A 25,832-nucleotide genomic window follows, 5' to 3' on the forward strand; every position below is an offset into this window, starting at 1 on the left:
ATCTAAAGTATTGCTGCTGACACATTGAACTATATCATTTGTTAAGCGAACGGGCCTTTCCTGCGGCGCAGGAGAGGTCCCGATGCGTTCGATGCGAGTTCTGGTGGGGATGGCGGCGGCGGGCCTGCTCGTCGGCGCGGCCGGTCGGGCGGCGAGCGGCGACGCGCTGACGCTGGAGGCGGCAGCACGCGATGCGGTCGCCTGGCACCCGTCGGTGATCGAGGCGGCGGGCACGCTCGCGGCGAGCGACGCCGATGTCGCCGCGGCCCGCGCCGGCTATCGCCCGACGCTGAGCGCCGGCCTCGGCAGCGGCTATGACAGCCGGGTCAGCGGCACCTGGCGGCCGCGGCCGCAGTTCGGCGCGTCGCAGATGCTCTACGACTTCGGCAAGGTGTCGAGCGACGTCGCCGCGGCACGCGCCGGCACCCGCGTCAGCCGCGCCGAGATGCTGCTCGCGGTCGATACGCTGATCCGCGACACCGCCTATGCGATCATCGAACTGCAACGCGCCAGCGCGCAGCGGCTGATCGCGCAGGACCAGCTCGCCCGGATCGCCGAGATCAGCAACCTCGTCGGCCAGCGATCGACGATGGGCGCCGCCACCCAATCGGATGCGTTGCAGGCGCAGGCCCGCGTCGAGGCGGCGCAGGCGAGCCTGACGCAGGTCGAGGCGGAGGAGCGGCGCTGGACCAGCAACCTCGTCTTCCTGCTCGGCCATCCGCTGCCCCCCGCCGGCGTGGCGAGCGATGTTCCGGGCTGGCTGGATCAGGGCTGCGCCGGGCCGCCACCGGCGTGGCAGGGCGTCCCCGCCATCGCCGCCGCCGATGCGCAGACCGAGCGCGCCGCCGCCGAGCTGCGCCGCAGCCGCGCCGACCGTTATCCGACGCTGTCGCTCGGCGGCGATGCCTCGACCGACGTCGGATCGCCCTTCGGTGATCGCAGCATCTACAATTTCGGGCTGCGCGTCAGCAGCAACATCTTTGCCGGCGGCCTCACCAAGGCGCGGGTGCGCAGCGCCGGCTTCCGCCTCGCCGCCGCCGAGGCGGGCGCGCGCCGCGTCCGCAACGAAAGCAGCGCGCAGCTCGCCGAGGCGCAGCAGCAGATCGACAGCCTGTCGCGCCTCGCCGCGACGCTCGGCTCGCGCGAGACCAACATGCGCGAGACCGGGCGGCTCTACCGCATCCAATATCTCGAAATGGGGACCCGGACCTTGGTCGACCTGCTGAATGCCGAACAGGAATTGCAACAGGTGCGCTTCGACGCGGTCAATACCACGCAGAACTTGCGTCGACTGCATATCGACTGCCTGTTCACGGCCGGGCGGATGCGCGACGCGTTCGGGCTGGCCGGCACCGCGATCCGCGGGGTGACGCTGTGAGCGTCGCCTTCGCGCCGCCGGGCGCGGTCGATGCCTGGCTCGAACTGCTCGGCCGCGTCGCCCGCGCCTATCGCCTGCCGGTTTCCGACCAGAGCGCGCGGCTCGCCGCGCAATGGGATCTCGGCGGCAGCGAGGAGGCGCGCATCCAGGCACTGGCGCGCGCGACCGGCCTTATCCTCCGCTTCGTCTCGCCGCAGGAGGCGCGGCTGAGTGGCTGGCGGCTGCCGATGATCGCCCGCTTCGGCGACGGCGAGATCGCGCTGATCGAGGGGATCGACGGCGAGGACCATGCGCAACTGATCCTCCCCGGCGAACGCGGCGGCCAGACCCGCCGCCCCGTCGCCGAGCTGCGCGCCGCGGCGACCGGATTCGTCGTGCCGCGACCGGCGCGCGCCGCGCCCGATGCGCGGGTCGATACCTATATCCGCCCCTATCAGGAGCATTGGCTGCGCCAGATCCTGATGCGCGACGCCCCCGCCTACAGCCATGTCATGGTCGCCTCGGTCGTCACCAATCTGCTCGGCCTCGCCGGCGTGCTGTTCTCGATGCAGGTCTATGACCGCGTCGTGCCGGCGGCGTCGATCCCGACGCTGACCATCCTGTTCGTCGGCGTGCTCGTCGCGATCGGCTTCGACTATGCCCTGCGGCGGCTGCGCACCAATATCGTCGACGTGCTCGGCAAGCGCGCCGACCTGCGCATCTCCGACCGGGTATTCGGCCATGCATTGCGCGTCCGCAACGCCGCGCGCCCCGCCTCGACCGGCACCTTCATCGCCCAGCTCCGCGATCTCGATCAGGTGCGCGACATGCTGACCTCGACGACGATCGCGGCGGTCGCCGATCTGCCCTTCTTCCTGATATTCCTCGGCCTGCTCTGGTATATCGGCGGGATGCTCGCGCTGGTGCCGCTGGTCGCGCTGGTGATGCTGCTGCTCCCCGGCCTGCTCGCCCAGCGCCGGCTCCGCCAGCTCGCGACCGAATCGATGCGCGAATCGTCGCTGCGCAACGCGATGCTGGTCGAGGCGATCCAGGGGATCGAGGACATCAAGGCCCTGCAGGCGGAGGAGCGGTTCCACCGCCAGTGGAACCACTACAATGCCGTCGCGGGCGAGGCGCAATTGCGGCTGCGCGGGCTGACCAACAGCCTGTCGGTGTGGACGCAGAGCGTGCAGAACGGCGTCTATGCCGCGATCATCTTCGTCGGCGCGCCGCTGGTCATCGCCGGCAGCATCACCACCGGCGTGCTCGTCGCCACGTCGATCCTCGGATCGCGGATGATGGCGCCGATGGCGCAGGTGACGCAATTGCTCGGCCGCTGGCAGCATGCCCGGGTCGCGATGGGCAGCCTCGACCAGATCATGGCGCTGCCCGTCGACAGCGCCGATGCCGATCACCGCATCCCCCTGCCCGCGGTCAACGGTGCCTTCACGCTGCGCCATGCGGTGTTCAGCTATGCCGATCCCAATGCCCCGCCGGCGCTCACCGTCGCCGGGCTCGACATCGCCGCGGGCGAGCGTATCGCGCTCCTCGGCCGCAACGGCGCGGGCAAGTCGACGCTGCTCCAGGGTCTGTCGGGCATGCTGCGGCCGGTGTCGGGCGAGGTGCTGCTCGACGGGCTCGCGCTGCATCAGATCGACCCCGCCGACGTCCGCCGCGACGTCGGCCTGCTCACCCAATCGAGCCGCCTGTTCCACGGCACGCTGCGCGAGAATCTGACGCTCGGCGCCCCCGCGGCGAGCGACGCCGAAATCATGGCCGCGCTCAACATGGTCGGTGCCGAGCCGATGCTGCGCCGGCTGCGCGACGGCCTCGGCCATGTCATCCAGGAAGGCGGGCGCGGCCTGTCCGGCGGGCAGGTGCAGGCGCTGCTGCTCGCCCGGCTGCTGCTGCGCCAGCCGATGGTGGCGCTGCTCGACGAACCGACCGCGGCGATGGACGAGGCGACCGAGCGGCTGTTCATCCAGCGGCTCGGCCAATGGGGGCAGGACCGGACGATCGTCGTCGCGACGCACCGGACGCGGATGCTCGACATCATGGACCGGATCATCGTCATCGATCAGGGCGGCATCGTGCTCGACGGGCCGCGCGACCAGATCCTCGCGACGATGCGCGGCACGCGGAGCGCGGCGGCATGACCAGCATCGCGATGGACGACGACCATCTGTTCGGCGGCGACGGCGAGGCGGCGCGGATCACCGCGACGCGGCTGGTGTGGCTGCTCGCCGGACTGTTCGTCGTCCTGCTCGGCTGGGCGGCGTTCGCCAGCCTCGACGAAGTCGCGACCGGCGAGGCGCGCGTCGTGCCGACCAGCCACGAACAGGTGCTGCAATCGCTCGAGGGCGGCATCCTCGCCAAGCTGCTCGTCCACCAGGATGATATCGTCACACCGGGGCAGTTGCTCGCGCAGCTCGACCCGACGCAGGCGGGATCGACCGTCGAGGAGAGCGCCGCCAAATATCGCGCCGCCCTCGCCAGCGCCGCGCGGCTGACCGCGGAGGCGAACGGCACGCCGCTGCGCTTTTCGCCCGAGCTCGACCGCTTTCCCGACCTCAAGGCTGCGGAGACGCGATTGTACGAGACGCGGCGGCGCAGCCTGCAATCCTCGGTCGGTCTGATCGATCAGAGCCTAGCGCTGATCGGCCGCGAGGTGTCGATCGGCCAGTCGCTGATCACCGTCGGCGCGGCGAGCAACGTCGAGGTGCTGCGCCTGCAACGCCAGCGCGCCGACCTCGAACTCAAGAAGGCCGACCTTCGCTCGCAATATTCGGTCGAGGCGCGACAGGACCTCGCCAAGGTGATGGAGCAGGTCGACACGCTCGGCCCGGTGATCCGCGGCCGCGCCGACACGCTGAGCCGCCTCACCCTGCGCTCGCCGGTACGCGGCGTCGTCAAGAACATCGAGGTGTCGACGATCGGCGGGGTGATCCCGCCCAACGGCAAGGTGATGGAGATCGTGCCGCTCGACGACCGGCTGCTGATCGAGGCGCGCATCCAGCCGCGCGACATCGCCTTCATCCGCCCCGGCCAGCCCGCCAAGGTCAAGGTGACGGCCTATGACTATTCGATCTACGGCGGGCTCGACGGCGTCGTCACCACCATCTCGCCCGATACGATCCGTGACGAGGTGAAGCCCGAGCTGCTCTATTATCGCGTCTTCGTGCGCACCAAGGCGGATTCGCTGGTCAACACGGCGGGGCGGCGCTTCCCGATCACGCCGGGCATGGTCGCGACGGTCGACATCCACACCGGCAGCAAGACGGTGCTGCAATATCTGCTCAAACCGCTCAACCGCGCGCAGGAGGCGCTGCGCGAACGATGAGCCCGCCGCTCGATCACGCCGCCTTCGCCGCAGCGATCGCCGCCGATGCCAATGCGCCGGAGGCGGTGCAGCCGAGCTTCCCGCCGGCGCTGCTCGCCCGCGCGCGGCAGGCGCGGCAGCTGCGCGCGCGGATGAGCCATTTCCTGCCGCGCGACCTGCTGGTCGATCCCGCCTGGGACATGATGATCGACCTGTTCGTCGCGGCGGGCACCGGCGAGCGCCTCTACGTCAAGGACCTGACGCTGATGTCGGGCGAGAGCACGACCAGCGCGATGCGGCGGATCGACCGCCTGCAGGAAGCCGGGCTGCTGTCGCGCCACGCCGATCCTGCCGACCACCGCCGCGTCCGTGTTCGGCTCACCGGCAAGGGCTATCAGGCGATGGCGGCGATGCTCGACCATCTGTTCGACCCGCCCTCCGGCGCGCAGGCCGCCGCCGAGCCGCAGGACTTTGCGCCCGGCCCGGTGCGGGGATGAGGCGGATGCGCCGCGCCACGCCCGCAGCGGTCGGGGAGACGATCGTCCTGATGCAGAGCAGGAATGCCGGCCAACGCGACGAATCGAACCAATTTGATAGTTAACCGGAGGAACGGCGCCGTCGGGGTGGAGTTGGACCGCGATGACCGAAGCCGACACCGTCTTTGCGTTGCGGGAAAATGATCACCTCACCCGCATCCATCTCAAGCTCGCGCTTGAGGATATCGGGTTCGTCGTCGACGAAGACGACGTGACCATCCACCTGCGCGGTGCCCCGCAGAACGCGCTCGCCTCGCTGGCCGCCGCCCGCGCCTGATCCTGCCGATCAGGCGTCGATCGCTTCCTCGTCGAGCCGCGCCGCATTCTCCTGGATGAAGGCGAAGCGGTGGGCGGGATTGTTGCCCATCAACCGGTCGACCAGATCCTTCACCCCGGCCCGCTCCTCATATTCCTGCGGCAGCGTGATGCGGATCATGCCGCGCGTCTTGGGGTCCATCGTCGTCTCGCGCAGCTGCGACGGGTTCATTTCGCCGAGACCCTTGAAACGCGCGACCTCGACCTTCTTGCCCTTGAAGGCGGTCCGCTCGATCTCCTCGCGATGCGCATCGTCGCGGGCGTAAAGCGACTTCGCGCCGACGGTGAGCCGGTAGAGCGGCGGCTGCGCCAGATAGAGATGCCCGCGGCGAACGAGGTCGGGCATTTCCTGGAAGAAGAAGGTCATCAGCAGCGTCGCGATATGCGCGCCGTCGACATCGGCGTCGGTCATGATGACGACGCGTTCGTAGCGCAGCTGGCTCGCGTCGCAATCCTTGCGCGTACCGCAGCCGAGCGCCTGGATCAGGTCGGCGATCTCCTGATTGGCGATGATCTTGGCGCTGGTCGCGCTGGCGACGTTGAGGATCTTGCCGCGGATCGGCAGGATCGCCTGCGTCTTGCGGTCGCGCGCCTGTTTCGCCGAGCCGCCCGCCGAATCGCCTTCGACGATGAACAGCTCGGTGCCCTCGTTGCCGTCGCTGGCGCAGTCGGTGAGCTTGCCGGGCAGGCGCAGCTTGCGCGCGCTGGTCGCGGTCTTGCGCTTGACCTCGCGCTCCGCCTTGCGGCGCAGCCGTTCGTCCATCCGGTCGAGCACATAGCCGAGCAGCGCCTTGCCGCGCTCCATATTATGGCCGAGCCAATGGTCGAAATGATCGCGCACCGCCTTCTCGACCAGTCCCGCCGCCTCCGGACTGGTCAGCCGGTCCTTGGTCTGGCTCTGGAATTGCGGATCGCGGATGAAGACGCTGAGCATCAGCTCGCTGCCGATCATCACGTCGTCGGCGGTGATTTCCTTCGCCTTCTTCTGGTGGACGAGCTCGCCGAACGCGCGCAGCCCGCGCACCAGCGCCTGCCGCAGCCCCTGTTCGTGGGTGCCGCCGTCCGGCGTCGGGATGGTGTTGCAATACCAGCTATAGCTGCCGTCGCTCCACAGCGGCCAGGCGACCGCCCATTCGACCCGCCCCTGTTCGTTGGGGAAGTCCTGGCTGCCGGCGAAGAAATCGGAGGTCGCGCATTCGCGCGTGCCGAGCTGCTCCTTGAGATGATCGCCGAGACCGCCGGGAAACTGGAACACCGCCTCGGCAGGCGTGTCGGTCCCCTCGACCAGTTCGGGCGCGCAATGCCAGCGGATCTCGACCCCGGCGAACAGATAGGCCTTGGACCGGGCGAGCTGATAGAGCCGCTTGGGCTTGAAGCCGAGATCGGGGCCGAAGATTTCGGTATCGGGGGTGAAGGCGACCGAGGTGCCGCGCCGGTTGGGCGCCGCGCCGACATGGTCGAGCGGCCCCTGCGTCACGCCGCGGCTGAACCGCTGGCGATAGAGCTGCCGGTCGCGCGCGACCTCGACGATCGTGTCCGACGACAGCGCGTTGACCACCGAGACGCCGACGCCGTGCAGACCGCCGCTGGTCGCATAGGCCTTGCCCGCGAACTTGCCGCCCGAATGGAGCGTCGACAGGATGACCTCGAGCGCGCTCTTGTCGGGGAATTTGGGATGCGGATCGACCGGGATGCCGCGGCCGTTGTCGACGATCGTCAGCCGGTTGCCCGGCTCCAGCGTCACCTCGATCCGCGTCGCATGGCCGGCGACCGCCTCGTCCATCGCATTGTCGAGCACCTCGGCGGCGAGATGATGCAGCGCGCGCTCGTCGGTGCCGCCGACATACATGCCGGGGCGGCGACGAACGGGCTCCAGCCCCTCCAGCACTTCGATCGAAGAGGCGTCATACGAACTGTCGGGCGCCGCGGCGGACGCGAAAAGGTCTTTGGCCATTACCGGGAACCATACGGGAACAGAGCGCCCAACGCCAGCCGCCCGCCGACCTTCGTTCGGTTCCGCCGCCACACCCACATGTTGCTCGATTATTGCTCAGGTGGTGCATATTTGCAACACTATAGGTGAATCCTTCTGACCATGCATATCCCGCCGCACTGACTCGTTCCTGCGACGCTGCAACACTCCGGGAGAGAATATGCGCAAGACCCTGTTACTCGGCGCAATCGTCGCCGCATCCTTTGCCACTGCCGCGCAGGCACAAGACGGCGGCGAGCCGCTGCCCTTCTCCGGCCTTTATATCGGCGGCGCCGGCGGCTATGACGTTCAGCCCAACGATGTCGGATCGTCGATCCTGTTCGATCGCGGATCGAACGGCAGCTTCGGCGATACGGTGACGACGGCGGCGGGCGCCAACGCCTTCTCGCCCGGCTTCTGTAACGGACGCGCGCGCGGCGCGACGCCGCAGGCGGGCGGCTGTGCCAACGATCGCGACGGCTGGTCCTATTACGGTCGCGTCGGCTTCGATTCGCAGATCGGCAACGTCGTCGTCGGCGCGCTCGGCGAATTCGGCAAGACCGAGATCACCGACAGCGTCAGCGGCTTCTCGACCACGCCCGCCAATTACGTGATGACGCGTGAGGTCAAGTGGGAGGCGAGCGTCCGCGGACGGATCGGCTATGCTCCCGGCACGACGCTGTTCTACGGCACCTTCGGTCCGGGCTATGCCAATATCGATCGCAGCTTCACCTCGACCAACACCGCCAATGCGTTCAGCCAGTTCGGCAAACGCAAGCAGTTCGGCATCGTCGGCGGGGGCGGCGTCGAGCAGAAGCTCGGCGAGCATTTCTCGATCGGGATGGAATATAGCTACCATCAATATCGCGACGACGACGCCCGCGTCCGCGTGACGCAAGGCAGCGCGCCCGCGACCAATCCGTTCATCATCGCCGCGGGTGGCAATTCCACCGACTTCCGCCGGTCGGACACGATGTTCCGCTGGCATTCGCTGCGCGCCACCGCCGCCTTCCGCTTCTAAGCGGAGCGGACAGGCACGAACAACCCGCGCCGATCGCTCGGCGCGGGTTGTTCGGATGCGACGCTGGCTCAGCGGACCCGCGGGCCGCCGAACGGCAGCGGCGGCGGCGGGCGGCGGTCGCGGCGGGGCAGCTGCGCCTGATAGGCGTGGCCGCAATGCGCGACGCAATAGGGGAAACCGGGGTTCACCTTGTCGCCGCAAAAGTGGAAGTCGGGCTCACCGGGATGGCCGAGCGGCCATTTGCAGATCCGGTCGTTGAGATCGAGCAAGGTCGTCTTGCCGGCGATCTCGGGCGAGGGCTTGGCCGGGACAAGCCGACGCGGCGGCGCCGGGGTGGAGGGCGGCTGCTGCTCGCCGGGCGACTGACGGACGAAGCCGCCCGGGCCGACCGAGCGCAGCACCGGCTGCTGCGGTTCGCGACGCACCGGCGCGGCGGCGACATCCTCGTCCTCATCCTCGTCCGCCTCGTCCTCGACCGTATCGTCCTCTGCCGCCATGGCGGGCGCAGCGGCGACCGGTTCGGGTGCCGGCGCGGGCGCCGGGCTGGCCGGGGCGGCGACCGGCGCTGCGACGATCTCGGGCTCGGCCTCGGCCGGGACATCGAGCGGCGCGGCCTCGTTGGGCTTGACCGGCGACGGCCGCGATTGCAGCCCCAGCCGGTGCGCCTTGCCGATCACGGCGTTGCGGCTGACGCCGCCCAGCGCCTCGGCGATCTGGCTGGCGGTCTGCCCCGCCTCCCACATCGTCTTGAGCGCATCGATCCGCTCGTCGGTCCACGACATTCGTACTTCCTTATTCCTGCGCCGGGTTGCGGGCGGCTGCGGCTGCGGTTACCCGCTTGGCCCATGAGCAGCCAGCCCCCAATCGGCGAAATCCAATCGGCGATCCGGTCCGCCCCCGGTGTCCCGGTCATCCGGAACGTCAATTGGGGCGGTCTGAGAACCCTCTATGTGAAGGAGGTGCGCCGCTTCTTCAAGGTCCAGCTCCAGACCGTGTGGGCGCCGGCGATCACCACTTTGCTGTTTCTCATCGTCTTCACCATCGCGACCGGCGCCAAGCGGCCGGTGCTGGTCGGCGGCGTCACCGTGCCGTTCGCCGATTTCATCGCGCCCGGGCTGATCATCAGCCAGGGGATGATGGGCCCCGCCTTCGCCAACGCCAGCTTCTCGCTGCTCGTCGGCAAGATCCAGGGGACGATCGTCGATTACCTCCAGCCGCCGCTGTCGACCGCGGAACTGCTCACCGCGCTGGTCGGCGGAGCGATGACGCGTGCGTTCATCGTCGGCTTCATCTGCTGGTGCGCAATGGCGCTCTACCCGGGCGTCCACGTCACCCCCGCGCATCCGCTCGCGATCCTGTGGTTCGGGCTGCTCGGCGCGGGATTCCTCGCCTTCCTCGGCGTGCTGACCTCGATCTGGGCGGAGAAATTCGATCATGCCGCGGCGGTGACCAATTTCGTCATCGCGCCATTGTCGCTGCTCTCGGGCACCTTCTATTCGGTCGACCGGCTGGCGCCCGCCTTCCGCGCGTTCAGCCACGCCAATCCCTTCTTCTACATCATTTCCGGCTTCCGCTACGGCTTCCTCGGCACCGCCGATTCTCCGGTGGCGATCGGCAGCATCGCGGTACTAGCGGTCGATATCGCTTTGGGGGTGACATGCTATCTCTTGCTCAAGCGCGGCTGGAAGCTCAAAAACTGATCCTGTTCGCGGCGGCAGCGGCGGTTTCGCCGATGCTGTCCGCAGCCGCAGCGGCGCAGGCACCGGCCGCGACCGCGACCGCCGATCCGGCGATGACGACGCAGGCGGCGGCGCTGCTACCGGTGCTCGCCGGCCAGCCCGGTTATGCGGCGCTGTTCACCGACTCGTTCCGGGCGGCGGTGCCGGAGGCGCAATGGACGGCGATCACCGCGCAGCTGCGCACGACGCTCGGTGCGCCGCAGCGGGTGGCGCGGATCGCGCCCGCCGGGCGCTGGGCGGCGACCTGGGTGATCGATTACGCCCGTGGCAGCGCGACGATGCTGGTCGCGCTCGACCCTGCCGTGCCCCATCGCATCGCCGGCTTGCGGATCACCGGCACGACGCTCACCGGCGACAGTCTCGCCAAGCTGCGCGCCGATCTCGCAGCGCTGCCCGCCGGCGTGTCGTTCGGCCTCTACCCACTCGACGCGACCACCGCGCCGGCGATCGCGCGCGATGACGACCGGCCGATGCCGCTCGGCTCGGCGTTCAAATTGTGGGTGCTGGCCGAGGCGGCGCGGCAGGTCGCGGCGGGGCGGCATCGCTGGGACGAGGTGGTGCCGGTCGGTCCGCCCTCGCTTCCCTCCGGCATGCTCCAAAGCTGGCCCGCGAAGACGCCGGTGACGCTGCAGACGCTGGCGACGCTGATGATCTCCATCAGCGATAATACCGCGACCGACACGCTGATGCGCGTGCTCGGCCACGACGGGATCGATGCGATCGCCGCCAGATTCGGTGGCGCGACTCCGGTGCCGACAACGCGCGAAGCCTTCGCGATCAAAGCCGACGCGGCCCTGACCAAGCGCTGGACCGCCAGCGACGCCGCCGGACGACGCGCGCTGCTCGACGCGGAGGCATCGCGGATCGCGGCGGCGCGACTCGATCCGCTGATGTTCTCGTCCGGCGCGGTGGCGAGCGAGTCGGTCGAATGGTTCGCCGCGCCGCGCGACATGGCGCGGCTGCTCGCCTCGCTGCGGGACGCCGGGCCGGTGGTGCGCGCGATCCTCGCGGTCAATCCGGGGATCGACCCGGCGACCGCGGCGCGCTTCGCCTATGTCGGCTTCAAGGGCGGCGCCGAACCGGGAGTCGTCACGCTCAACCTGCTGCTCCATACGCGCGGCGACCGCTGGTATGCGCTCAGCGCCGGCTGGCACCACGCCGAAGGAATCGACGAACCACGCCTGCTCGCGCTGGTGACACGAGCCGCGGCGCTGGTGGCAGACGAGGGACCGAAAGACTAACCGCGCCACTCGCGGGCGAGCAAGGCGTAGAGCAACGTGTCACGGACGCCGATATGCGTCTGCCACTCCTCGCGTAACCGGCCTTCGCAGACGAAGCCCAGCCGTTCGAGCAGCCGCGCCGACGCCTGCGCGTCGGGATCGACGTCGGCGAAGATCCGCCGCGTGCCGCTGGCGAACAGATGGGTTATCACCGCCGACACCGCTTCGCGCGCGACGCCGCGGCCCCAATGCGCCGGGCCGATGAGATAGCCGATCTCGCTCACCCCCGGCCGGCGTTCCGCCGCGAAGACGAAGCCGATCACGCCAGGTGTATCCATCACCGCCCAATACCGGGTTCCGGCGGCACGATCGGCGAAATAGCGGCGCAGCTCGGCCTCGTCGACGAACGGCCCGCGCGACCACCAGCGCATCACCGCCGGGTCGGCCATCGCCGGGAACAGCGCCGCGGCATCGTCCGGCGCGAGGCACCGCAGCGTCAGCCGTGGCGTCGCCAGCGTCGGCGTATCGCTCACCCGGTCAGCGCGTCGACCAGCGCCCGCACCTTCGCCTGCCGCCATTGCGGCAACGGCGCGACCAGCCAATAGCCGAAGCGCGACGGCTGCGGATCACCGATCACCGACACCTGACCGCCAGCGATCGCCCGCGCGGCGAGCAGTTCGGAGACGGTGGCGCGACCGAGTCCGGCCACCGCCGCGTCGATCGCGAGACCGGCATCGGCGACACGGACCAGCGCATGACCCTCGCCATTGGGCGCGCCGGGCCAGGCGATGACCGCATCGCTCGCGCCGGGGGCGGCAATCGTCACCATCCCCTCCGATTCGAGCGCCTCGCCCTCATGCTCGCCCGGCCCTTCGCCCCAGCGGATCGCGAGATCGAGATTCGCCTCGGTGAAATCGACCGCATCGTCGGCGGCGATCAGCACGAAGCGCAGCTCGCCGTCCGCCTGCGCGACCTCGGCGAGGCGCGGCATCAGCCATTTCTCGGTCAGGTCGCGCGGCGCGGCGATGGTCAGCGACTTGGACGACTGGCCCGCCTGCATCGCCCGCACCGCTTCCTCGAACTGGAGGAAGCCCCCCCGCAGCGCGCCGAGCCCCGCCTCTGCCTCCGATGTCAGCTCCAGTCCTCGCGTCGTGCGGCGGAACAGCACGACGCCGAGCGTATCTTCGAGCGCGCGGATCTGCTGGCCGACCGCGGCGGGCGTCACCGCCAGTTCGTCGGCGGCGCGGGTGAAGCTGAGGTGGCGCGCGGCGGCATCGAGCACGCGCAGCCCGTTGAGCGGCAGGTGCGTCCGCTTCACGATTCGACCGCCGAGGCGAAGAGCGCGAATTTCGGGATCGTCGCGTCGAAGAAGGCGCCGTCCTCGTCGATCATGCGATAGCTGCCCTGCATCGCGCCGCTCGGCGTCTGCAACGGGCAGCCCGAGACATAGTCGAAGCTCGCGCCCGGTGCGATCAGCGGCTGTTCACCGACGACGCCTTCGCCCTCCACCGAATGGCGCGCGCCGCGTCCGTCGATGATCACCCAATGGCGGGTGAGCAGCTGCACGGCGCGCGCCGTGTCGTTCTCGATGCGGATATGATAGGCCCAGAACCAGCGGCCCCGCCGCGGCTCCGACTGTTCGGGCAGATAGCTCACCGCGACGCGCACGGTCACCCCATCGGTGGTCGCGGCATGCGGGAAAAATTGCTTCACAGTCCGACCTGGCAGAGCGCCTGATCGAGATCGTCGATCAGGTCCTGCGGATCCTCGAGCCCGACGTTGAGCCGCAACATGCCCTCGCCGATCCCCATCTCGATCCGCTTGTCCTCGGCGACGCCTGAATGGGTGGTCGAGGCGGGATGCGTCATCAGCGAACGCGAATCGCCGATGTTGTTCGAGATATCGATCAGCGCGAGCGCGTCGAGCAGGCCATGCGCCTGCGCGCGATCGGCGACCTCGAAGGCGAAGATCGGGCCGGCCGCGCTCATCTGGCGCATCGCGAGATCGTGCTGCGGATGGCTGGCGAGCCCCGGATGCAGGATCCGCGGCACGCGGGCTTCGAGGAAGCGGCCGACGGCGACCGCGCTCTCCGACTGACGGCGGATCCGCAGGTCGAGCGTCTCAAGCCCCTTGAGCACCACCCAGGCGTTGAACGGCGACAGCGTCGGGCCGGTGTTGCGGGTGAAGGGCAGCAGCGTGTTGTCGATGAAGTCCTGGCTGCCGCACACCGCGCCGGCGAGCACGCGGCCCTGCCCGTCCATCATCTTGGTCGCCGAATAGGCGGTGACGTCGGCGCCGAACTCCATCGGCCGCTGCAACGCCGGGGTGGCGAAGGCATTGTCGACGACGGTGGTGATGCCGCGCTCGCGCGCGATGCCGCAGACCGCGCGCAGATCGACGACGTCCATCGTCGGATTGGCGGGCGTCTCGAAGAAGAAGACCTTGGTCTCCGGCCGCACCGCGTCGAGGAACGCCTGCGGATCGCGCGCATCGACGACGGTGGTGGCGATGCCGAACTTGGGCAGCAGCGTATCGGTGAGCCAGCGGCACGAACCGAAGGCGGCACGGCCGCCGACGAGATGGTCGCCCGCCTGCAACTGGCAGAGCAGCGCCGCGGTCATCGCCGCCATGCCGGTCGCCATCGTCCGGCACGCCTCGGCCCCTTCGAGCAGCGCGATCCGCTGTTCGAGCATCTCGACCGTCGGGTTTTGCAGCCGGGAATAGGTCATCCCCTCCTGCTCGCCGGCGAAGCGCGCCGCGGCATCGGCGGCCTTGTCGTAGGTATAGCCCGAGGTCAGGAACAGCGCCTCGCTGGTCTCGCCATATTCGCTGCGCGCGGTTCCGCCACGCACGGCGAGCGTCGCCGGACGCCAGTTGGCGGTGATCGAACGGTCCTGTCCTGCCTTGCGCTTCATGCGACGCGCTTAGCCGCTGCAGCGCGGACGGTGCAAGGGTCCGCACGTTCCGGCAGGACGCGCGGGCGCTGGCGCGATGCCCGATCCGCCGCGTTTCGGTCTCGTGCCGACCGGGTCCCTCCCGGCTCTTACCGATCCGCGGGAGGGAAATCCTTGGTGTCGGGCGGCGAGGCATTTGCCCCCCCCTGCGCATCCCTCCCCAGCGACCGTTCGCAATTCGCGCCGTCCCGCTATGTCCTCCGCGCCTCCGCAAACCCGCTTCTCCGCGACTTCGCCCGACCCATCCTCGTTCAACCGTACATTCGCCCGGCGAGGATACAAACGGAGGCGCGGGGATTGCGTCGGGAACCGAGACTCGCTGCCGATTAGGAGAAGGAATGCGATCCGGCGGCGCGATGGGTCCGGCGATGCCCCAGCGCCGTTTGCCCCCTCTTGCCAATCGTGCGGGCGGCGGAGACAAGGTCGCGTGCGTCTGCTGTCCCGCCCCCTCCCCGCCGCGCTGACGATCGGGCTCGTCGCCGAACTGCTGTTCTGCTGGCGGCTGACGACGCCGCATATGCTGGTGTTCGACGAGGTGCATTACGTGCCGGCGGCGCGGATGCTGCGCGATCTCGCCGGTCCGGTGAACATCGAACATCCCTTGCTGGGCAAGACGCTGATCGCGCTCGGCATGCTGATCTTCGGCGACGGGCCGCTCGGCTGGCGGGCGCTGTCGACGGTGGCGGCGACCGGGGTGGTGGTCGGCGTGCATGCGATGCTGTGGCAGATCTTCCGACGGGTGCGCACCGCCAATATCGGCGCGGTGCTGGCGCTGCTCAACTTCACCGTCTTCATCCAGGCGCGGATCGCGATGCTCGACGGCTTCATGGCGGCCTTCGTCGTCGGCGGGCTGGCGATGCTGCTGTGGGCGATGCGGAGCGAGGGCGGCGCGGTCTGGCGGCGGTGGCTGGGCGGCACGGTGCTGCTCGGCCTGGCGATCGGCACCAAATGGACGGCGCTGCCCTATCTCGGCATGGCGGGCGCCGCCTTCCTGCTCGTCCGCCGCCGTCATCCGGATCTGTGGCCGGGGCTGCCGACGCTCGCCGGGCTGGCGCTGCTCGGCGGCGTCGCGGCGGCGACCTATTTCGCGACCTTCTGGCCCGCCTTCCTCTACGCCGACCAGCCGCTGACGCTGGCGCGGCTGCTGCCCTTCCAGATCGACATGTACCATCAGCAGACGCAGGTGCTGCCGCCGCATACCTATCAGTCGAACTGGTGGACCTGGCCGTTCGACTGGCGCCCGGTCTGGTATCTCTACGAGGCCGCCGACGGCGCGCAGCGCGGCATCCTGATGCTCGGCAATCCGGTGGTGATGTGGGGCGGGCTGGTCGCGGTGATCGCCTGCCTGATCGCCTGGGCACGCGGCCGCGACGCGCGCGCCGGCGGCATCGCCTTGCTGTGGATCGCCAGCGTCGCGATGTGGGCGCTGATCCCCAAATCGCTCGGCTTCTATTATTATTACTATCTGTCGAGCATCTGGCTGGCGCTGGTGATCGCCGCCGCCTTCGATCACTGGCGCGACCGGCTGCGCTATTGGGACGAGGCGTTCCTGGCAGCGAGCGCGGTGCTGTTCATCCACTTCTATCCCATCCTCTCCGCCGCGGCGCTGCGCGGGCCGCAGTCGTTCCACGGCTGGATGTGGCTCAAGAGCTGGATCTGACCCGGTTCGCGCACCAGCGCGGATCCTAATACCGCCCCCAGACGAACTTCGACGACAAAGCGTAATTCCACACCGCGCCGACGAGGATGCCGAGCAGCGCGGAGGCCGCCGCGCCCTCGTTGTGCACGTCGTGGACGAAGGCGGCGACGCCGACATTGGCGACGACGCCGACCGAGCAGACGACGCAGAAGGACACCCAGCCGTCGACCAGCGCCCTCGCGCCGCGCAGCCGCCGGTCGCGATAGGTGAGCGCGTTGTTGAGGAAGAAGTTGAACGTCATCGCCGCCAGCGCGCCGAGGATCTGCGCGAACAGGAAATGCGCGCCGGCGAGCATCGCCGCGGCGAGCACGCTCATATGCACGCCGACGCCGAGCACGCCGATGCCGGAGAACATCGCGAACCGCACCGGCACGAAGCGGCCGAACATCCGGTCGTAGAGCGCGATCAGATATTCCATCGCGACGACGTGATCGAGCTTCGACTCGCCCTCGCTGCGGCAGCGGAAGGTATAGGGCAGTTCGGCGAAGCGCAGCGGCTCGGGCGCCGCGGTCATCAGGTCGAGCAGGATCTTGAAGCCGATCGCCGACAATTCGGGGGCGAGCCGCCGCGCCTGCTGGGTGCGGATCGCGAAGAAGCCGCTCATCGGATCGCTGAGGTCGCCCTTGAGCACGCGCCGCGACAGGCGAGTGGCGAGGGCCGATTTGGCGACGCGGTCGCGATCCCAGTCGCCGGTGCCGCCACCGTCGACGAAGCGCGAGCCGACGACGAGGTCGAGCTCGGCATCCTGCTGGAGCCGGTCGAGCATCTGCGGCAGCAGCCTCTCGTCATGCTGAAGGTCGCCGTCGATCACCGCGACGACGGGCGCGGCGGTGGCGCACATCCCCTCGATACAAGCCGAGGACAGGCCACGCCGGCCGATGCGGTGGATCACCCGCACGCGGGGATCGACGCGGCCGATCTCGCGGGCAGCCTCGGCGGTGCCGTCCGGGCTGTCGTCGTCGACGAAGATCGCCTCCCAGCCGCGGCCGGCGAGCGCCTGGTCAAGCCGCGCGACCAGCAGCGGCACGTTGGCGCGCTCGTTGAACGTCGGGATGACGACGGCGATCTCGAGCGGGGCGCTCACGCGGGCGCGATCACAGACCGGCGAGCACCGCATCCCCCATCGCGGAGGTCGACATCGTCCCGCCGAGATCGGCGGTGCGCGCGCCGCCGCGGATCGCCTGCGCCACCGCCGCCTCGATCCGGTCGGCCGGCGCGGCCTGCCCCAGCGAATGGCGCAGCATCATCGCAGCAGAGAGGATCGCCGCGCACGGATTGGCCTTGCCCTGGCCGGCGATGTCCGGGGCGGAGCCGTGGATCGGCTCGTACAGCCCCTTGCCCGCGTCATCGAGGCTCGCCGACGGCAGCATGCCGATCGACCCGACGCACATCGACGCCTGATCGGACAGGATGTCGCCGAACAGATTGCCGGTGACGATGACGTCGAACTGACCCGGATCGCGCACCAGCTGCATCGCCGCATTGTCGACGTACATATGGGTGAGCGTGACGTCGGAATAATCGGCCGCGACCTCGACCACCACGTCGCGCCACAATTGCGAGGTTTCGAGCACGTTCGCCTTGTCGACCGAGCAGAGCCGGCCGCGCCGCTTGCGCGCCGTCGCGAAGCCGACGCGGGCGATGCGGCGCACCTCCGCCTCGCTGTAGCTCATGATATCATAGCCTTCGCGCTGGCCGTCGGCGGTGGTGCGGCGGCCCTTGTCGCCGAAATAGACGTCGCCGTTGAGCTCACGGACGATAACGAGATCGATCGCCCGCGCCACCTCGGGCTTGAGCGCCGAGGCGTCCTCCAGCCCGGCGAACAGCGTCGCCGGGCGCAGGTTGGAGAACAGGCCGAGATGCTTGCGCAGGCCGAGGATCGCCTGTTCGGGGCGCAGCGCGCGCTCCAGCGAGTCGCAGCGCGGATCGCCGACTGCGCCGAACAGCAAGGCGTCGGCGCGGCGTGCGAGATCGAGCGTCGCCTCGGGCAGCGGGTGGCCGGCCTGATGATAGGCGACGCCGCCGACCGGCGCCTCCTCGTAGCGGAGGTCGAGGTCGAGCGCGTCGAGCACGCGGCGCGCCTCTGTGATGACTTCGGGGCCGATGCCGTCGCCGGGCAGGAGTGCGATCAATGCCATGGCGCTGCCTAGCCGTGCCGCCGCTACTTACGCAACGGCCCTTTTGAGCATCGCGACCAGCCGTTCGCGCGCGACGAGCGGATCGGCCCGCCGCTCGACCAGCAGGTCGCGGGCGAGGAAATGGCCGGTGATCGCGAGTCCGGCGAGGATATCCGTCCAGTCGGCCGCACCGCCCTCGGTCAGAAAAGCGGGCAGCGCGAACAGCCGCTCCTCATAGCCGAACGCCGCGCCGCGGCTGACCGCACCCCCGCTGCGCGGGCTGACAAAGGCGAGATCGTCGCCGCCGCCGGTGACGACGCAGGCGCTGAGATCGAGGCCGAAGCCGAGCTCGGCGAGCAGCAGCAGCTCGTAGCGCGCCAGCGCGCTCGCCCAGCCGCGCGCCGCAGGCGCCGCCTCCACCGCATCGAGCACCGCGCCCAAGGCGTCGTAGAGCCGCGGATAGGGCTGCGCCTCGGGCAAGGCGGCAGCGGTCAGCGCGGTCAGCCAGGCGAGCGCCGCGGCGGGGAGCGGCTCGCCGTGCAGCGCGGCGCGACTGTGCAGCGGCTCGACGGTGAGCGCGGCGAGCTGTTCGCCGGTACGGGCGCGCCATTCGCCGGCGATGGCGTTGGCGGGCTGGAGCACCGGCCGCAGCTGCCGCGACCGGCCGCCGCGGACATAGCCCGGCTGGACGCCATCACCGCGGGTCAGTGCCCGCACCACCGCGCCATGCTCGCCATGCGCACGGGTCGCGAGGACGATGGCTTCGGCGCGCAGGTGCATTTGGAGGATATAGGCTGCGGAGGGCCAAGAGTCAGGGCGTGTTCCTTCGCCTGCGGTGCCGGCCTGAGAATGCCAGGGCACCGCCCCTGCGGTCCGTCGAATATGGACGGCTTCCGCGCGCCGGCCTATTCTTACCCAGCGGATCAGGAGTCGGATGATGATGCCAATATGGGTCTATGTCGCCGTCGCGTTCGTCATCGCCGGAGCGTCGTTCATCGTAGCGCAAATCATCCCCGGCGCCGGCATGACCTTCGTCACCGCTGCATGCACCATATGGGTCAGCTACGCCATCTGGCGCGGACGCCGTCGGGCCAGACTCGGCTAGCCTGGGGTGTAACCCGGACGAGACCTTGCCGGGCGGAAAGCGATTCGACCCTCGGAACGCCGTTTCTATCGGTTCAGCGATATCGGATATCCGTCATGATGGTCAGAAAACCCGCGGTTGCTCGGCGTCTACCGTCGCACTCTTCTGGCCAGAGCGGCGATGCGCGGATCAACGGCGGCGCGCTTCGCCCGCGCGATCATCCCGTCGAACGTCGCCAGCGCCAGCGCCAGCGCGCGATTCGACAGGGTCGGGCGCAGCAGCAGCAGGTCGACGCAGGCGATGCCGCCGGTGGCGAACTGGCGTTTGTGCTGGCCCTCGCCCTCGGTGAAGTCGAAGCGGGCGAAGCGGTCGCCGAACAGGTCGCGCAACGCCGCGGCGTGCAGCACGGTGCCGGGCGAGAGATCGCCATAGGCCGGATCGTGGCCGACATGATCGTAGCGCAGCGCGCTGCCCTGTGCGGTGCAGCAGAGATAGGCGACCGGTGCGTCGTCGATCCGCATCAGCCATGCGCGCAGCCCGTCTGCCGCGGCACAGGCGGCAAGGTGCGCAACCGCTGCCGGATCGTCGGGCAGGCCGGCGTCGAGCAGCCGCTCCTGATAGGTGGTCGCCGAGACGGCGCGGGCTAGCGGGTGGAAGGCCGCGAAGTCTGCGGCAGTCCGGTAGGCGCGGATCGTCATCCCCGCCGCCTCGGCCTTGCGAACCTTGCGGCGGAGCGTCGCGCGCGTCGACCCCGACAAGGAAGCGAGCCAGGCGTCATGGCCGATGGTGAGATCGGTGTAGAAGCGCGTGTAGCGCTGCCGCACCAGCGCCACCCGGCCGCTGCGATCGATCCGGTCGATCAGCGCGGCGGGAAGCGAGGTGATGAGGTAACCCTCGCCTTCCTGCGGCGGAAGCGACGGCACCGCGCCCGCGAGCGCCGCGTCGAGCGACAGCGCGAGGCGGGTCAGGCTGCGGTGGACGGTGAGGATCGTGCGCGCGCCGATCTGGAACCTCAGCGCGATCCGGCTCATCCGGCGCGTTCCCCCACCCAGTTCGACCAGAGCTGCTCCGCCTGCCGCAGCCGCCGGCGTAGCGCATTGGCGCCGAGCGGGCGGTCGTCGCGATCGAGCGCGAGCGTCGGACGGTCGGCGAAATGCGTCGTCGGCAGCGCCTCGGTGCGCAACGCAAGCAGCCGGCACAGCGTATCGAACCGACGGACATGAACGCCGTTGGCGCGCGTGCCCAGCCGGTTGGCGAGTTCGAAGCCGTGGCTGACGATCGTCACCGCGGCATGATCCTCCGCCACGGCATGATCGAGCGCGGCGGCGGTCTCCGCCCCGGACAGGGCGCACAATTGAAAGGTCCGCCACAGCCCCGGCGCATCCTCGATCACCGTCACCGGCACCTCGACCAGATGATGCGCGACCGGCGCGATCTGCGCCGGCGGCAGCGCGATACGGCTCTCCTCGGGTTCGCCGCCGTTATGGCTGCTGTCATAGACGAAGCCCAGATCGGCGAGTGCGCGCAGTGTATCCTCATTCGCCGCGTAGCCGCCCGCGCGGAAGGCGATCGGCAGCGGCGCCCCCGCCGCGACGAGCAGTTCCACCGCGCCGCGGAGCAGGTCGCGCTGCGCGTCTCGGCCATATTCGTACAATTGGAAGCGGCCGTGATGCGCGCCGCGATCGCCGACCCGCGCCGCGGTCCAGTTCGGATGGAGGTGAAGCTGCACCTCCTGCCCGGCGGCGAGGATCGTCTCGACCATCCGTTTGACCGGAGCGAGGCCGAAGACCAGCGCCGGCATCGGATCGACGAAGAAACAGGCCTTCAGCCCGTGCGCGGCGAGCCGTTCGAGCTGATAGCCGAGGCCGACGCCGGCCGGCTCGATCGAGCGCGCATAGATCGTCTCGACATCCAGCCCGGCGGCATGGTGCCGCCAGGCGAATTCGGTGTCGATGGTCAGGAAGACGCGCGTCGTCATACCCCGCCTTACGGCAGGAAGATGAACTATTGGTAGGCTTTCACCGCGCGTGGTAGAAGTCGTACACCTGCTGCGCGACACCCGCCGACACGCCCGGTGCCTTCTTGAGATCCTCCAGACTGGCGTTGCGCACGGCGCGGCCGGTGCCGAAATGCATCAGCAGCGCCTTCTTGCGCGCCGGGCCGATACCGGGGACTTCGTCGAGCGGGCTCGCGCCGATCGCCTTTGAGCGTTTGTCGCGATGCGCGCCGATCGCGAACCGGTGCACCTCGTCGCGCAGCCGCTGGAGGTAGAAGAGCACCGGCGCATTGACCGGCAGCTGGAACTCGCGCCCGTCGAGCATATGAAACACCTCGCGCCCGTCGCGACCGTGATGCGGCCCCTTGGCGACGCCGACCATGCACACGTCCTCGATCCCGAGATCCTCGAGCACCGCCTTGGCCGCGTTGAGCTGCGGCTTGCCGCCGTCGATCAGCACGAGGTCGGGCCAGGTGCCGTCGTCGCGATCCGGCGCCTCGTCGAGCTGGCGGGCGAAGCGGCGGCGGAACACCTCGCGCATCATGCCGACGTCGCTGTCGGTCGCGGCCTCGTTGCCCTTGATGTTGAACTTGCGATACTGGCCCTTGCGGAAGCCCTCCGGCCCGGCGACGACCATCGCGCCGAGCGCGTTCGTCCCCTGGATATGGCTGTTGTCGTACACCTCGATCCGGTCGGGCGGTTCGGGCAGATCGAACAGCTCCGCGACCTCGCGCAGCAGCCGCGCCTGCGTCGTGCTCTCCGCCAGCCGCCGTTCGAGCGCCTCGATCGCGTTGCGCTTGGCCTGGTCCATCAGCCGACGCCGGTCGCCACGCTGCGGCACAGACAGCGCCACCTTATAGCCGGCCCGTTCGCCGAGCGCCTCGCCGAGCAGCATGCCCTCGCCCAGCTCGCGATCGAGCAGGATCGTCTTGGGCGGCGGCACCTCCTCGTAGAATTGGGTGAGGAAGCTGACCAGCACCTCGTCTTCCGGCACGTCGTTGGTATGCTGCGGGAAGAAGCTGCGATGCCCCCAATTCTGGCCGCCGCGGATGAAGAAGGCCTGGATGCCGATCGTCCCGTCCTTGCAGGCGAGCGCGAAGACATCGGCGTCGCCGACCCCTTCCGCGTTGATCGCCTGCGATCCCTGGACGAAGGTGAGCGCCTTCAGCCGGTCCCGCAGCAGCGCGGCCAGCTCGAAGTCCATGTTCTCCGCCGCCGCCTGCATCTGCACGCCGAGCTTGGCCTGTACCTTGGTCGATTTGCCGGCGAGGAAGTCGCGGCAGTCGGCGACCAGTTCCTGATATTCCTCTTTGCCGACCCGCCCGACGCACGGCGCCGAGCAGCGCTTGATCTGATAAAGCAGGCACGGCCGGTCGCGGGTCTTGAAGAAACCGTCGGTGCACGAGCGCAGCAGGAACAGCTTCTGCAGCGCGTTGAGCGTGTTGTTGACGCTGCCCGCGCTGGCGAAGGGGCCGTAGTAATTGCCGGGCGCGCGGCGGGCGCCGCGATGCTTCTGCACGCGCGGGAAGTCATGATCGCCGCGCAGCAGGATGAAGGGGAAGCTTTTGTCGTCGCGCAGCAGCACGTTATACGCCGGGCGGTAGCGTTTGATCAGCTGCGCCTCGAGCAGCAGCGCCTCCGCCTCGTTGTTGGTGGTGACGATCGTCATCGAGCGGGTCTGCGCGATCATCCGCTGCAGCCGCTTGGTCAGCCCCTTGACCTGCGTATAATTGGCGACGCGCTGCTTCAGCGAGCGCGCCTTGCCGACGTAGAGCACGTCGCCCTTGGCATCGTGCATGCGATACACGCCGGAGCGGCTGGGCAAGGTCGACAGCACGTTGCGGATCGCCGCGACGCCCGCATCAAGATCCGGCGTATCGGACCCGCGGACGGTGAAAGTGGCGCGCTCTTCGTTGAATCGATCGGGGGGACCGTAACCGGACATCTGCGCCATGTAGGAGTCGACGGCGGGGAGGACCAGAGGCTTGGGGGGCGGAAGCGTCGCTGCGCGTTCGCCCGATGCCCTCGGGCGATCGGGTCGCCTACCGGCCGCTCGGGAGCGCGCGGCGCGTCTGGACCTTCGGCAGCGCCGGCTCGGGCGGCGCGCCCTCGATCGCGGCGAGGTCGGTGCCCAGCTTCTTGAGCAGCGCCGGCGTCATCTGCCCGCCGCTCAGCGGGGCGAGCTTGCGCAGCGACAGCGTCTGGAATTTGGGCAGATTGGGATCGTCGCTCATCCCCGGCACGTCGCGATCGAGAATCGCCTTGGTGCGCGAATCGGCGATCAGCTGCGCGATCGGCGTGTCGAGCGAATAGCCGCCGACCGGCGCCGGTGCCGGCGTCGTCACCGGCTGGGGCTCCTGCGCCGTGTTCGGTGACGGCCCGGGCGCCGCGGCGTCGCCCGCTGGCAGATCGAGCGCAAATTTGTCCGCCGCCTGCGCGGCCTGCGACGATTGTGCCTGACCCAGCGTCAGCGCGGCGAGCAGAAGGATCGACATCGGGCCACCTCGACAGCGGCGCATCGAGCCGCGCCGCACCGCCTTGTAGCAGCCCGGCGCGCGCGCGAAAGGGTCAGGCTTGCGCGAACAGCTTGGTGCCGACGATGCCGATCACGGTGAGCGCCATGAACGCCGCCTGCATCCCGCTGACCTTGTCGCCAAACAGCAGCACGCCGCCGATGATGACGCCGACCGCGCCGCAGCCGGTCCACACCGCATAAGCGGTGCCGGCGGGCAGCCCGCGCATCGCCAGCGCGAGCAGCCCCATGTTGACGAACGACAGGATGATCGGAACGCTCGACGCCTGCCACGACGCGACCGTCGCCGCCCATTTCAGGCTGAGCGCCCAGCAGATCTCGGTGAATACGGCAACGGCGAGGATGAGCCACGACATAGGATATCTCCTGTACGGGCTCATTCGGTCGGGACGGCGCCGGAAACCCGGGAAGAGACGCGCGTCGTGATCCTGCCCGGCAAGGACCACCGTGCGGCAGGTGGCGGAGGGGCTTCCACACGCGCTTACGCCTGCGGAAGCCCCCCTCCGTCAGCGCTGGCGCGCTGACACCTCCCCGTGCCGGGAGGATTAATTGGGTCGGCCGAGTCCGGCGATCGAGCGGTCGATCATCGTGCGGTCGGCCTGCGCGTCGAGCTGCTCGGCGATCAGTACCGCGGCGGCCTTGGCGGCCGTTTCGGCGGCGAGCGCGCGCACCTCGGCAATCGCGGTGCGCTCGGCGGCGGCGATCTTGTCCTCGGCGCGCTTGGTGCGGCGGGCCATCAGCTCCTCCGCATCATGCTTGGCCTTGGCGATGATCTGGTTCGCCTCCTGCTGCGCATGGTGGCGCATCGTCGCGGCGTCCGCCTCGGCGGCCTTGGCCTTGGCGGCATATTCGTTGCGCAGCACCTCGGCCTCGGCACGCAACTTCTTCGCCTCGTCGAGCTGCTGCCGCACCGCGGCGATCTGCTTGTCGAGGCCGGCGGCGATCTTGGCGGGCACCTTGACGACGATCATGCCGATCAGCACGACCAGCGCGGCGATACCCACCCAACCGGTGGTGTTGAAGCCGAGCGCGGTCGGCTCCACGACATGTTCCGCCGCCGGTTCGGAGACGTTGGCGGTGAGCTGGCTGCCGTCGCGGACGTCGCGCGGTTGCATCGCCTCCGACGACGCGGCGTCGGACAGATTGGCGGCGACGGTGGCGTTGGGGTTGCTGGCGGCATTAGCCATGCGCATTGCTCCGGCGCACCGCGTCTGCGGCGGCATCGATGCTGACGGTGAGCCCGGCGACCTTGGCGACCAGCTCCTGCGCGACATCCGCCGCGACCGACTGGAGGTTGAGCATCGCCTGCGCCTTGGCATTGCCGACCGCGAGGTCGTGATGCGCAAGCCGCTCGGCGAGCTCGGCGTCGGCCGAGCGGATCTGGCTTTCGGCGGCCTTGGCGGCCTGCGCCTTGGCGGCGCTGGTCTCGGCGAGCGCCGCGGCGCGCGCCTCGTCCATCCTCAGCCGCCAGGCGGCTTCGACCTGGTCGGCGGCGACACGCGCCTGTTCGGCCGCGGCGAGGTCCGCCGCGATCTGGCCTTCCCGCGCGTCCACGGTCGCGATGACCTTCGGCACCATGACCTTGCCGATCCCGAAATACAGGATGCCGAAGGTGATGAGCAGCCAGAAGATCTGCGAGGCGTAGGTAGCAGCGATCTGCGAAATCTGAGGCATTGAAGACCTTTAGCGCGACCGAGCGTCAGGCCGGGGACACCCCGGCCCGACAGCGAGGAATCAGGCGACGAACAGCAGGATGATCATCGTCACGAAGGCGAGCAGGCCGAGCAGCTCGGCGCCCGCGAAACCGATGAACAGACGGCCCTGCTGGCTGTCCGCGGCACCCGGATTGCGCAGTGCGCCCTCGAGGAACTTGGCGAACACGTTGCCCACGCCGAGCGAGGCCACGCCCATGCCGATCGCGGCCAGACCGGCACCGATCATCTTGGCGGCTTCTGCGTCCATGTCAAAAC

General features: G+C 69.4%; 27 protein-coding genes. 10 read left to right on the forward strand and 17 right to left on the reverse strand.

The genetic code is table 11. From position 1 onward, the window contains the following. Positions 1-82 precede the first annotated feature (82 nt). The 5 genes from PBN85_RS13440 (at position 83) to PBN85_RS13460 (ending at position 5,489) form a co-directional block, all read left to right on the forward strand. A complete protein-coding gene (locus PBN85_RS13440; protein WP_271299317.1) occupies positions 83-1,378 on the forward strand; it encodes a TolC family protein in 1,296 nt (431 codons plus the stop codon). Further along, positions 1,375-3,513 carry a type I secretion system permease/ATPase gene (locus PBN85_RS13445; protein ID WP_271299318.1) on the forward strand — a complete coding sequence of 713 codons (2,139 nt, stop codon included), beginning with the start codon at positions 1,375-1,377 and terminating at the stop codon, positions 3,511-3,513. Before PBN85_RS13440 ends, PBN85_RS13445 begins: the two co-directional genes overlap by 4 nt. Continuing rightward, positions 3,510-4,697: an HlyD family type I secretion periplasmic adaptor subunit gene (locus PBN85_RS13450; RefSeq protein WP_271299319.1), complete on the forward strand. Its 1,188-nt coding sequence runs from the start codon at positions 3,510-3,512 to the stop codon at positions 4,695-4,697. Before PBN85_RS13445 ends, PBN85_RS13450 begins: the two co-directional genes overlap by 4 nt. Next, positions 4,694-5,173 (forward strand): MarR family winged helix-turn-helix transcriptional regulator, encoded by a 480-nt coding sequence (locus tag PBN85_RS13455; protein WP_051583431.1) that lies wholly within the window; start codon positions 4,694-4,696, stop codon positions 5,171-5,173. The genes PBN85_RS13450 and PBN85_RS13455 overlap by 4 nt, the downstream gene beginning before the upstream one ends. Positions 5,174-5,315: 142 nt before the next feature. Next, complete coding sequence (locus PBN85_RS13460) at positions 5,316-5,489, forward strand: hypothetical protein (RefSeq protein WP_153810799.1); 174 nt, start codon at positions 5,316-5,318, stop codon at positions 5,487-5,489. Positions 5,490-5,498: 9 nt separating this feature from the next. Here the strand turns inward: PBN85_RS13460 and parE are convergent, their stop codons facing one another. Beyond that, complete coding sequence (gene parE / locus PBN85_RS13465) at positions 5,499-7,481, reverse strand: DNA topoisomerase IV subunit B (RefSeq protein WP_037534211.1); 1,983 nt, start codon at positions 7,479-7,481, stop codon at positions 5,499-5,501. A gap of 199 nt (positions 7,482-7,680) precedes the next feature. Here parE and PBN85_RS13470 point away from each other — a divergent pair, with 199 nt between their 5' ends. Continuing rightward, positions 7,681-8,520, forward strand: a complete 840-nt coding sequence (locus PBN85_RS13470) for an outer membrane protein (RefSeq protein ID WP_037534213.1) — start codon at positions 7,681-7,683, stop codon at positions 8,518-8,520. A 68-nt stretch (positions 8,521-8,588) separates the two neighbouring features. Here the strand turns inward: PBN85_RS13470 and PBN85_RS13475 are convergent, their stop codons facing one another. Continuing rightward, the gene (locus tag PBN85_RS13475; protein WP_271299320.1) at positions 8,589-9,302 is read right to left on the reverse strand and encodes a GcrA family cell cycle regulator; all 714 of its coding nucleotides are present in this window, start codon (positions 9,300-9,302) and stop codon (positions 8,589-8,591) included. A 63-nt stretch (positions 9,303-9,365) separates the two neighbouring features. Here PBN85_RS13475 and PBN85_RS13480 point away from each other — a divergent pair, with 63 nt between their 5' ends. Further along, positions 9,366-10,220, forward strand: a complete 855-nt coding sequence (locus PBN85_RS13480) for an ABC transporter permease (RefSeq protein ID WP_037534216.1) — start codon at positions 9,366-9,368, stop codon at positions 10,218-10,220. Continuing rightward, complete coding sequence (locus tag PBN85_RS13485; RefSeq protein ID WP_271299321.1) at positions 10,178-11,500, forward strand: serine hydrolase; 1,323 nt, start codon at positions 10,178-10,180, stop codon at positions 11,498-11,500. Before PBN85_RS13480 ends, PBN85_RS13485 begins: the two co-directional genes overlap by 43 nt. Here PBN85_RS13485 and PBN85_RS13490 read toward each other — a convergent pair. Genes PBN85_RS13490 through PBN85_RS13505 form a run of 4 tightly spaced genes read right to left on the reverse strand, consistent with a single transcriptional unit; the run spans position 11,497 to position 14,394 of the window. Next, on the reverse strand, positions 11,497-12,012 hold the full coding sequence (locus PBN85_RS13490) for a GNAT family N-acetyltransferase (protein ID WP_271299322.1): 516 nt from the start codon (positions 12,010-12,012) through the stop codon (positions 11,497-11,499). The two genes, PBN85_RS13485 and PBN85_RS13490, sit on opposite strands and share 4 nt — an antisense overlap. After that, positions 12,009-12,797 carry a LysR family transcriptional regulator gene (locus tag PBN85_RS13495; RefSeq protein ID WP_037534221.1) on the reverse strand — a complete coding sequence of 263 codons (789 nt, stop codon included), beginning with the start codon at positions 12,795-12,797 and terminating at the stop codon, positions 12,009-12,011. The genes PBN85_RS13490 and PBN85_RS13495 overlap by 4 nt, the downstream gene beginning before the upstream one ends. Beyond that, entirely contained in the window at positions 12,794-13,192 is a 399-nt protein-coding gene (apaG, locus tag PBN85_RS13500; protein WP_037534223.1) for a Co2+/Mg2+ efflux protein ApaG, read from the reverse strand. Before apaG ends, PBN85_RS13495 begins: the two co-directional genes overlap by 4 nt. Next, positions 13,189-14,394, reverse strand: coding sequence for a trans-sulfuration enzyme family protein (locus tag PBN85_RS13505; RefSeq protein WP_271299323.1), 1,206 nt, complete (start codon positions 14,392-14,394; stop codon positions 13,189-13,191). The genes apaG and PBN85_RS13505 overlap by 4 nt, the downstream gene beginning before the upstream one ends. A gap of 466 nt (positions 14,395-14,860) precedes the next feature. Between PBN85_RS13505 and PBN85_RS13510 the strand changes: the two genes are divergently transcribed. Further along, the gene (locus tag PBN85_RS13510) at positions 14,861-16,093 is read left to right on the forward strand and encodes a phospholipid carrier-dependent glycosyltransferase (RefSeq protein ID WP_271299324.1); all 1,233 of its coding nucleotides are present in this window, start codon (positions 14,861-14,863) and stop codon (positions 16,091-16,093) included. A 25-nt stretch (positions 16,094-16,118) separates the two neighbouring features. Here the strand turns inward: PBN85_RS13510 and PBN85_RS13515 are convergent, their stop codons facing one another. From PBN85_RS13515 to recO, 3 genes are read right to left on the reverse strand one after another with little or no spacing between them, the layout of a single operon-like run. Beyond that, the gene (locus tag PBN85_RS13515) at positions 16,119-17,216 is read right to left on the reverse strand and encodes a glycosyltransferase family 2 protein (RefSeq protein ID WP_271299325.1); all 1,098 of its coding nucleotides are present in this window, start codon (positions 17,214-17,216) and stop codon (positions 16,119-16,121) included. A gap of 10 nt (positions 17,217-17,226) precedes the next feature. Then, on the reverse strand, positions 17,227-18,270 hold the full coding sequence (gene leuB, locus PBN85_RS13520; RefSeq protein WP_037534228.1) for a 3-isopropylmalate dehydrogenase: 1,044 nt from the start codon (positions 18,268-18,270) through the stop codon (positions 17,227-17,229). Positions 18,271-18,297: 27 nt separating this feature from the next. Further along, entirely contained in the window at positions 18,298-19,029 is a 732-nt protein-coding gene (recO, locus tag PBN85_RS13525) for a DNA repair protein RecO (RefSeq protein WP_271299326.1), read from the reverse strand. Positions 19,030-19,183: 154 nt separating this feature from the next. Here recO and PBN85_RS13530 point away from each other — a divergent pair, with 154 nt between their 5' ends. After that, on the forward strand, positions 19,184-19,354 hold the full coding sequence (locus PBN85_RS13530) for a hypothetical protein (RefSeq protein WP_271299327.1): 171 nt from the start codon (positions 19,184-19,186) through the stop codon (positions 19,352-19,354). A 128-nt stretch (positions 19,355-19,482) separates the two neighbouring features. On the opposite strand, the gene PBN85_RS13535 is transcribed toward PBN85_RS13530, so the two are convergent. From PBN85_RS13535 to PBN85_RS13570, 8 genes are all read right to left on the reverse strand, one after another. Further along, positions 19,483-20,364 carry a GNAT family N-acetyltransferase gene (locus PBN85_RS13535; protein WP_081793039.1) on the reverse strand — a complete coding sequence of 294 codons (882 nt, stop codon included), beginning with the start codon at positions 20,362-20,364 and terminating at the stop codon, positions 19,483-19,485. Continuing rightward, positions 20,361-21,311: a polysaccharide deacetylase gene (locus tag PBN85_RS13540; RefSeq protein WP_037534230.1), complete on the reverse strand. Its 951-nt coding sequence runs from the start codon at positions 21,309-21,311 to the stop codon at positions 20,361-20,363. The genes PBN85_RS13535 and PBN85_RS13540 overlap by 4 nt, the downstream gene beginning before the upstream one ends. A 40-nt stretch (positions 21,312-21,351) precedes the next feature. Beyond that, on the reverse strand, positions 21,352-23,274 hold the full coding sequence (gene uvrC, locus PBN85_RS13545; RefSeq protein WP_037534279.1) for an excinuclease ABC subunit UvrC: 1,923 nt from the start codon (positions 23,272-23,274) through the stop codon (positions 21,352-21,354). Positions 23,275-23,371: 97 nt separating this feature from the next. Next, the gene (locus tag PBN85_RS13550) at positions 23,372-23,824 is read right to left on the reverse strand and encodes a hypothetical protein (RefSeq protein WP_271299328.1); all 453 of its coding nucleotides are present in this window, start codon (positions 23,822-23,824) and stop codon (positions 23,372-23,374) included. Positions 23,825-23,897: 73 nt separating this feature from the next. Continuing rightward, entirely contained in the window at positions 23,898-24,218 is a 321-nt protein-coding gene (locus PBN85_RS13555) for a DMT family transporter (protein WP_037534234.1), read from the reverse strand. A gap of 189 nt (positions 24,219-24,407) precedes the next feature. Further along, positions 24,408-25,049, reverse strand: coding sequence for a F0F1 ATP synthase subunit B family protein (locus tag PBN85_RS13560; RefSeq protein WP_271299329.1), 642 nt, complete (start codon positions 25,047-25,049; stop codon positions 24,408-24,410). Continuing rightward, on the reverse strand, positions 25,042-25,536 hold the full coding sequence (locus tag PBN85_RS13565) for a F0F1 ATP synthase subunit B family protein (RefSeq protein ID WP_037534236.1): 495 nt from the start codon (positions 25,534-25,536) through the stop codon (positions 25,042-25,044). Before PBN85_RS13565 ends, PBN85_RS13560 begins: the two co-directional genes overlap by 8 nt. A 60-nt stretch (positions 25,537-25,596) precedes the next feature. Beyond that, on the reverse strand, positions 25,597-25,824 hold the full coding sequence (locus PBN85_RS13570; protein ID WP_037534237.1) for a F0F1 ATP synthase subunit C: 228 nt from the start codon (positions 25,822-25,824) through the stop codon (positions 25,597-25,599). Between the last annotated feature and the right edge of the window lie 8 nt (positions 25,825-25,832).

The sequence above is a fragment of the Sphingomonas sp. CV7422 genome (assembly GCF_027945725.1).
Taxonomy (GTDB): Bacteria; Pseudomonadota; Alphaproteobacteria; order Sphingomonadales; family Sphingomonadaceae; genus Sphingomonas; species Sphingomonas kyungheensis.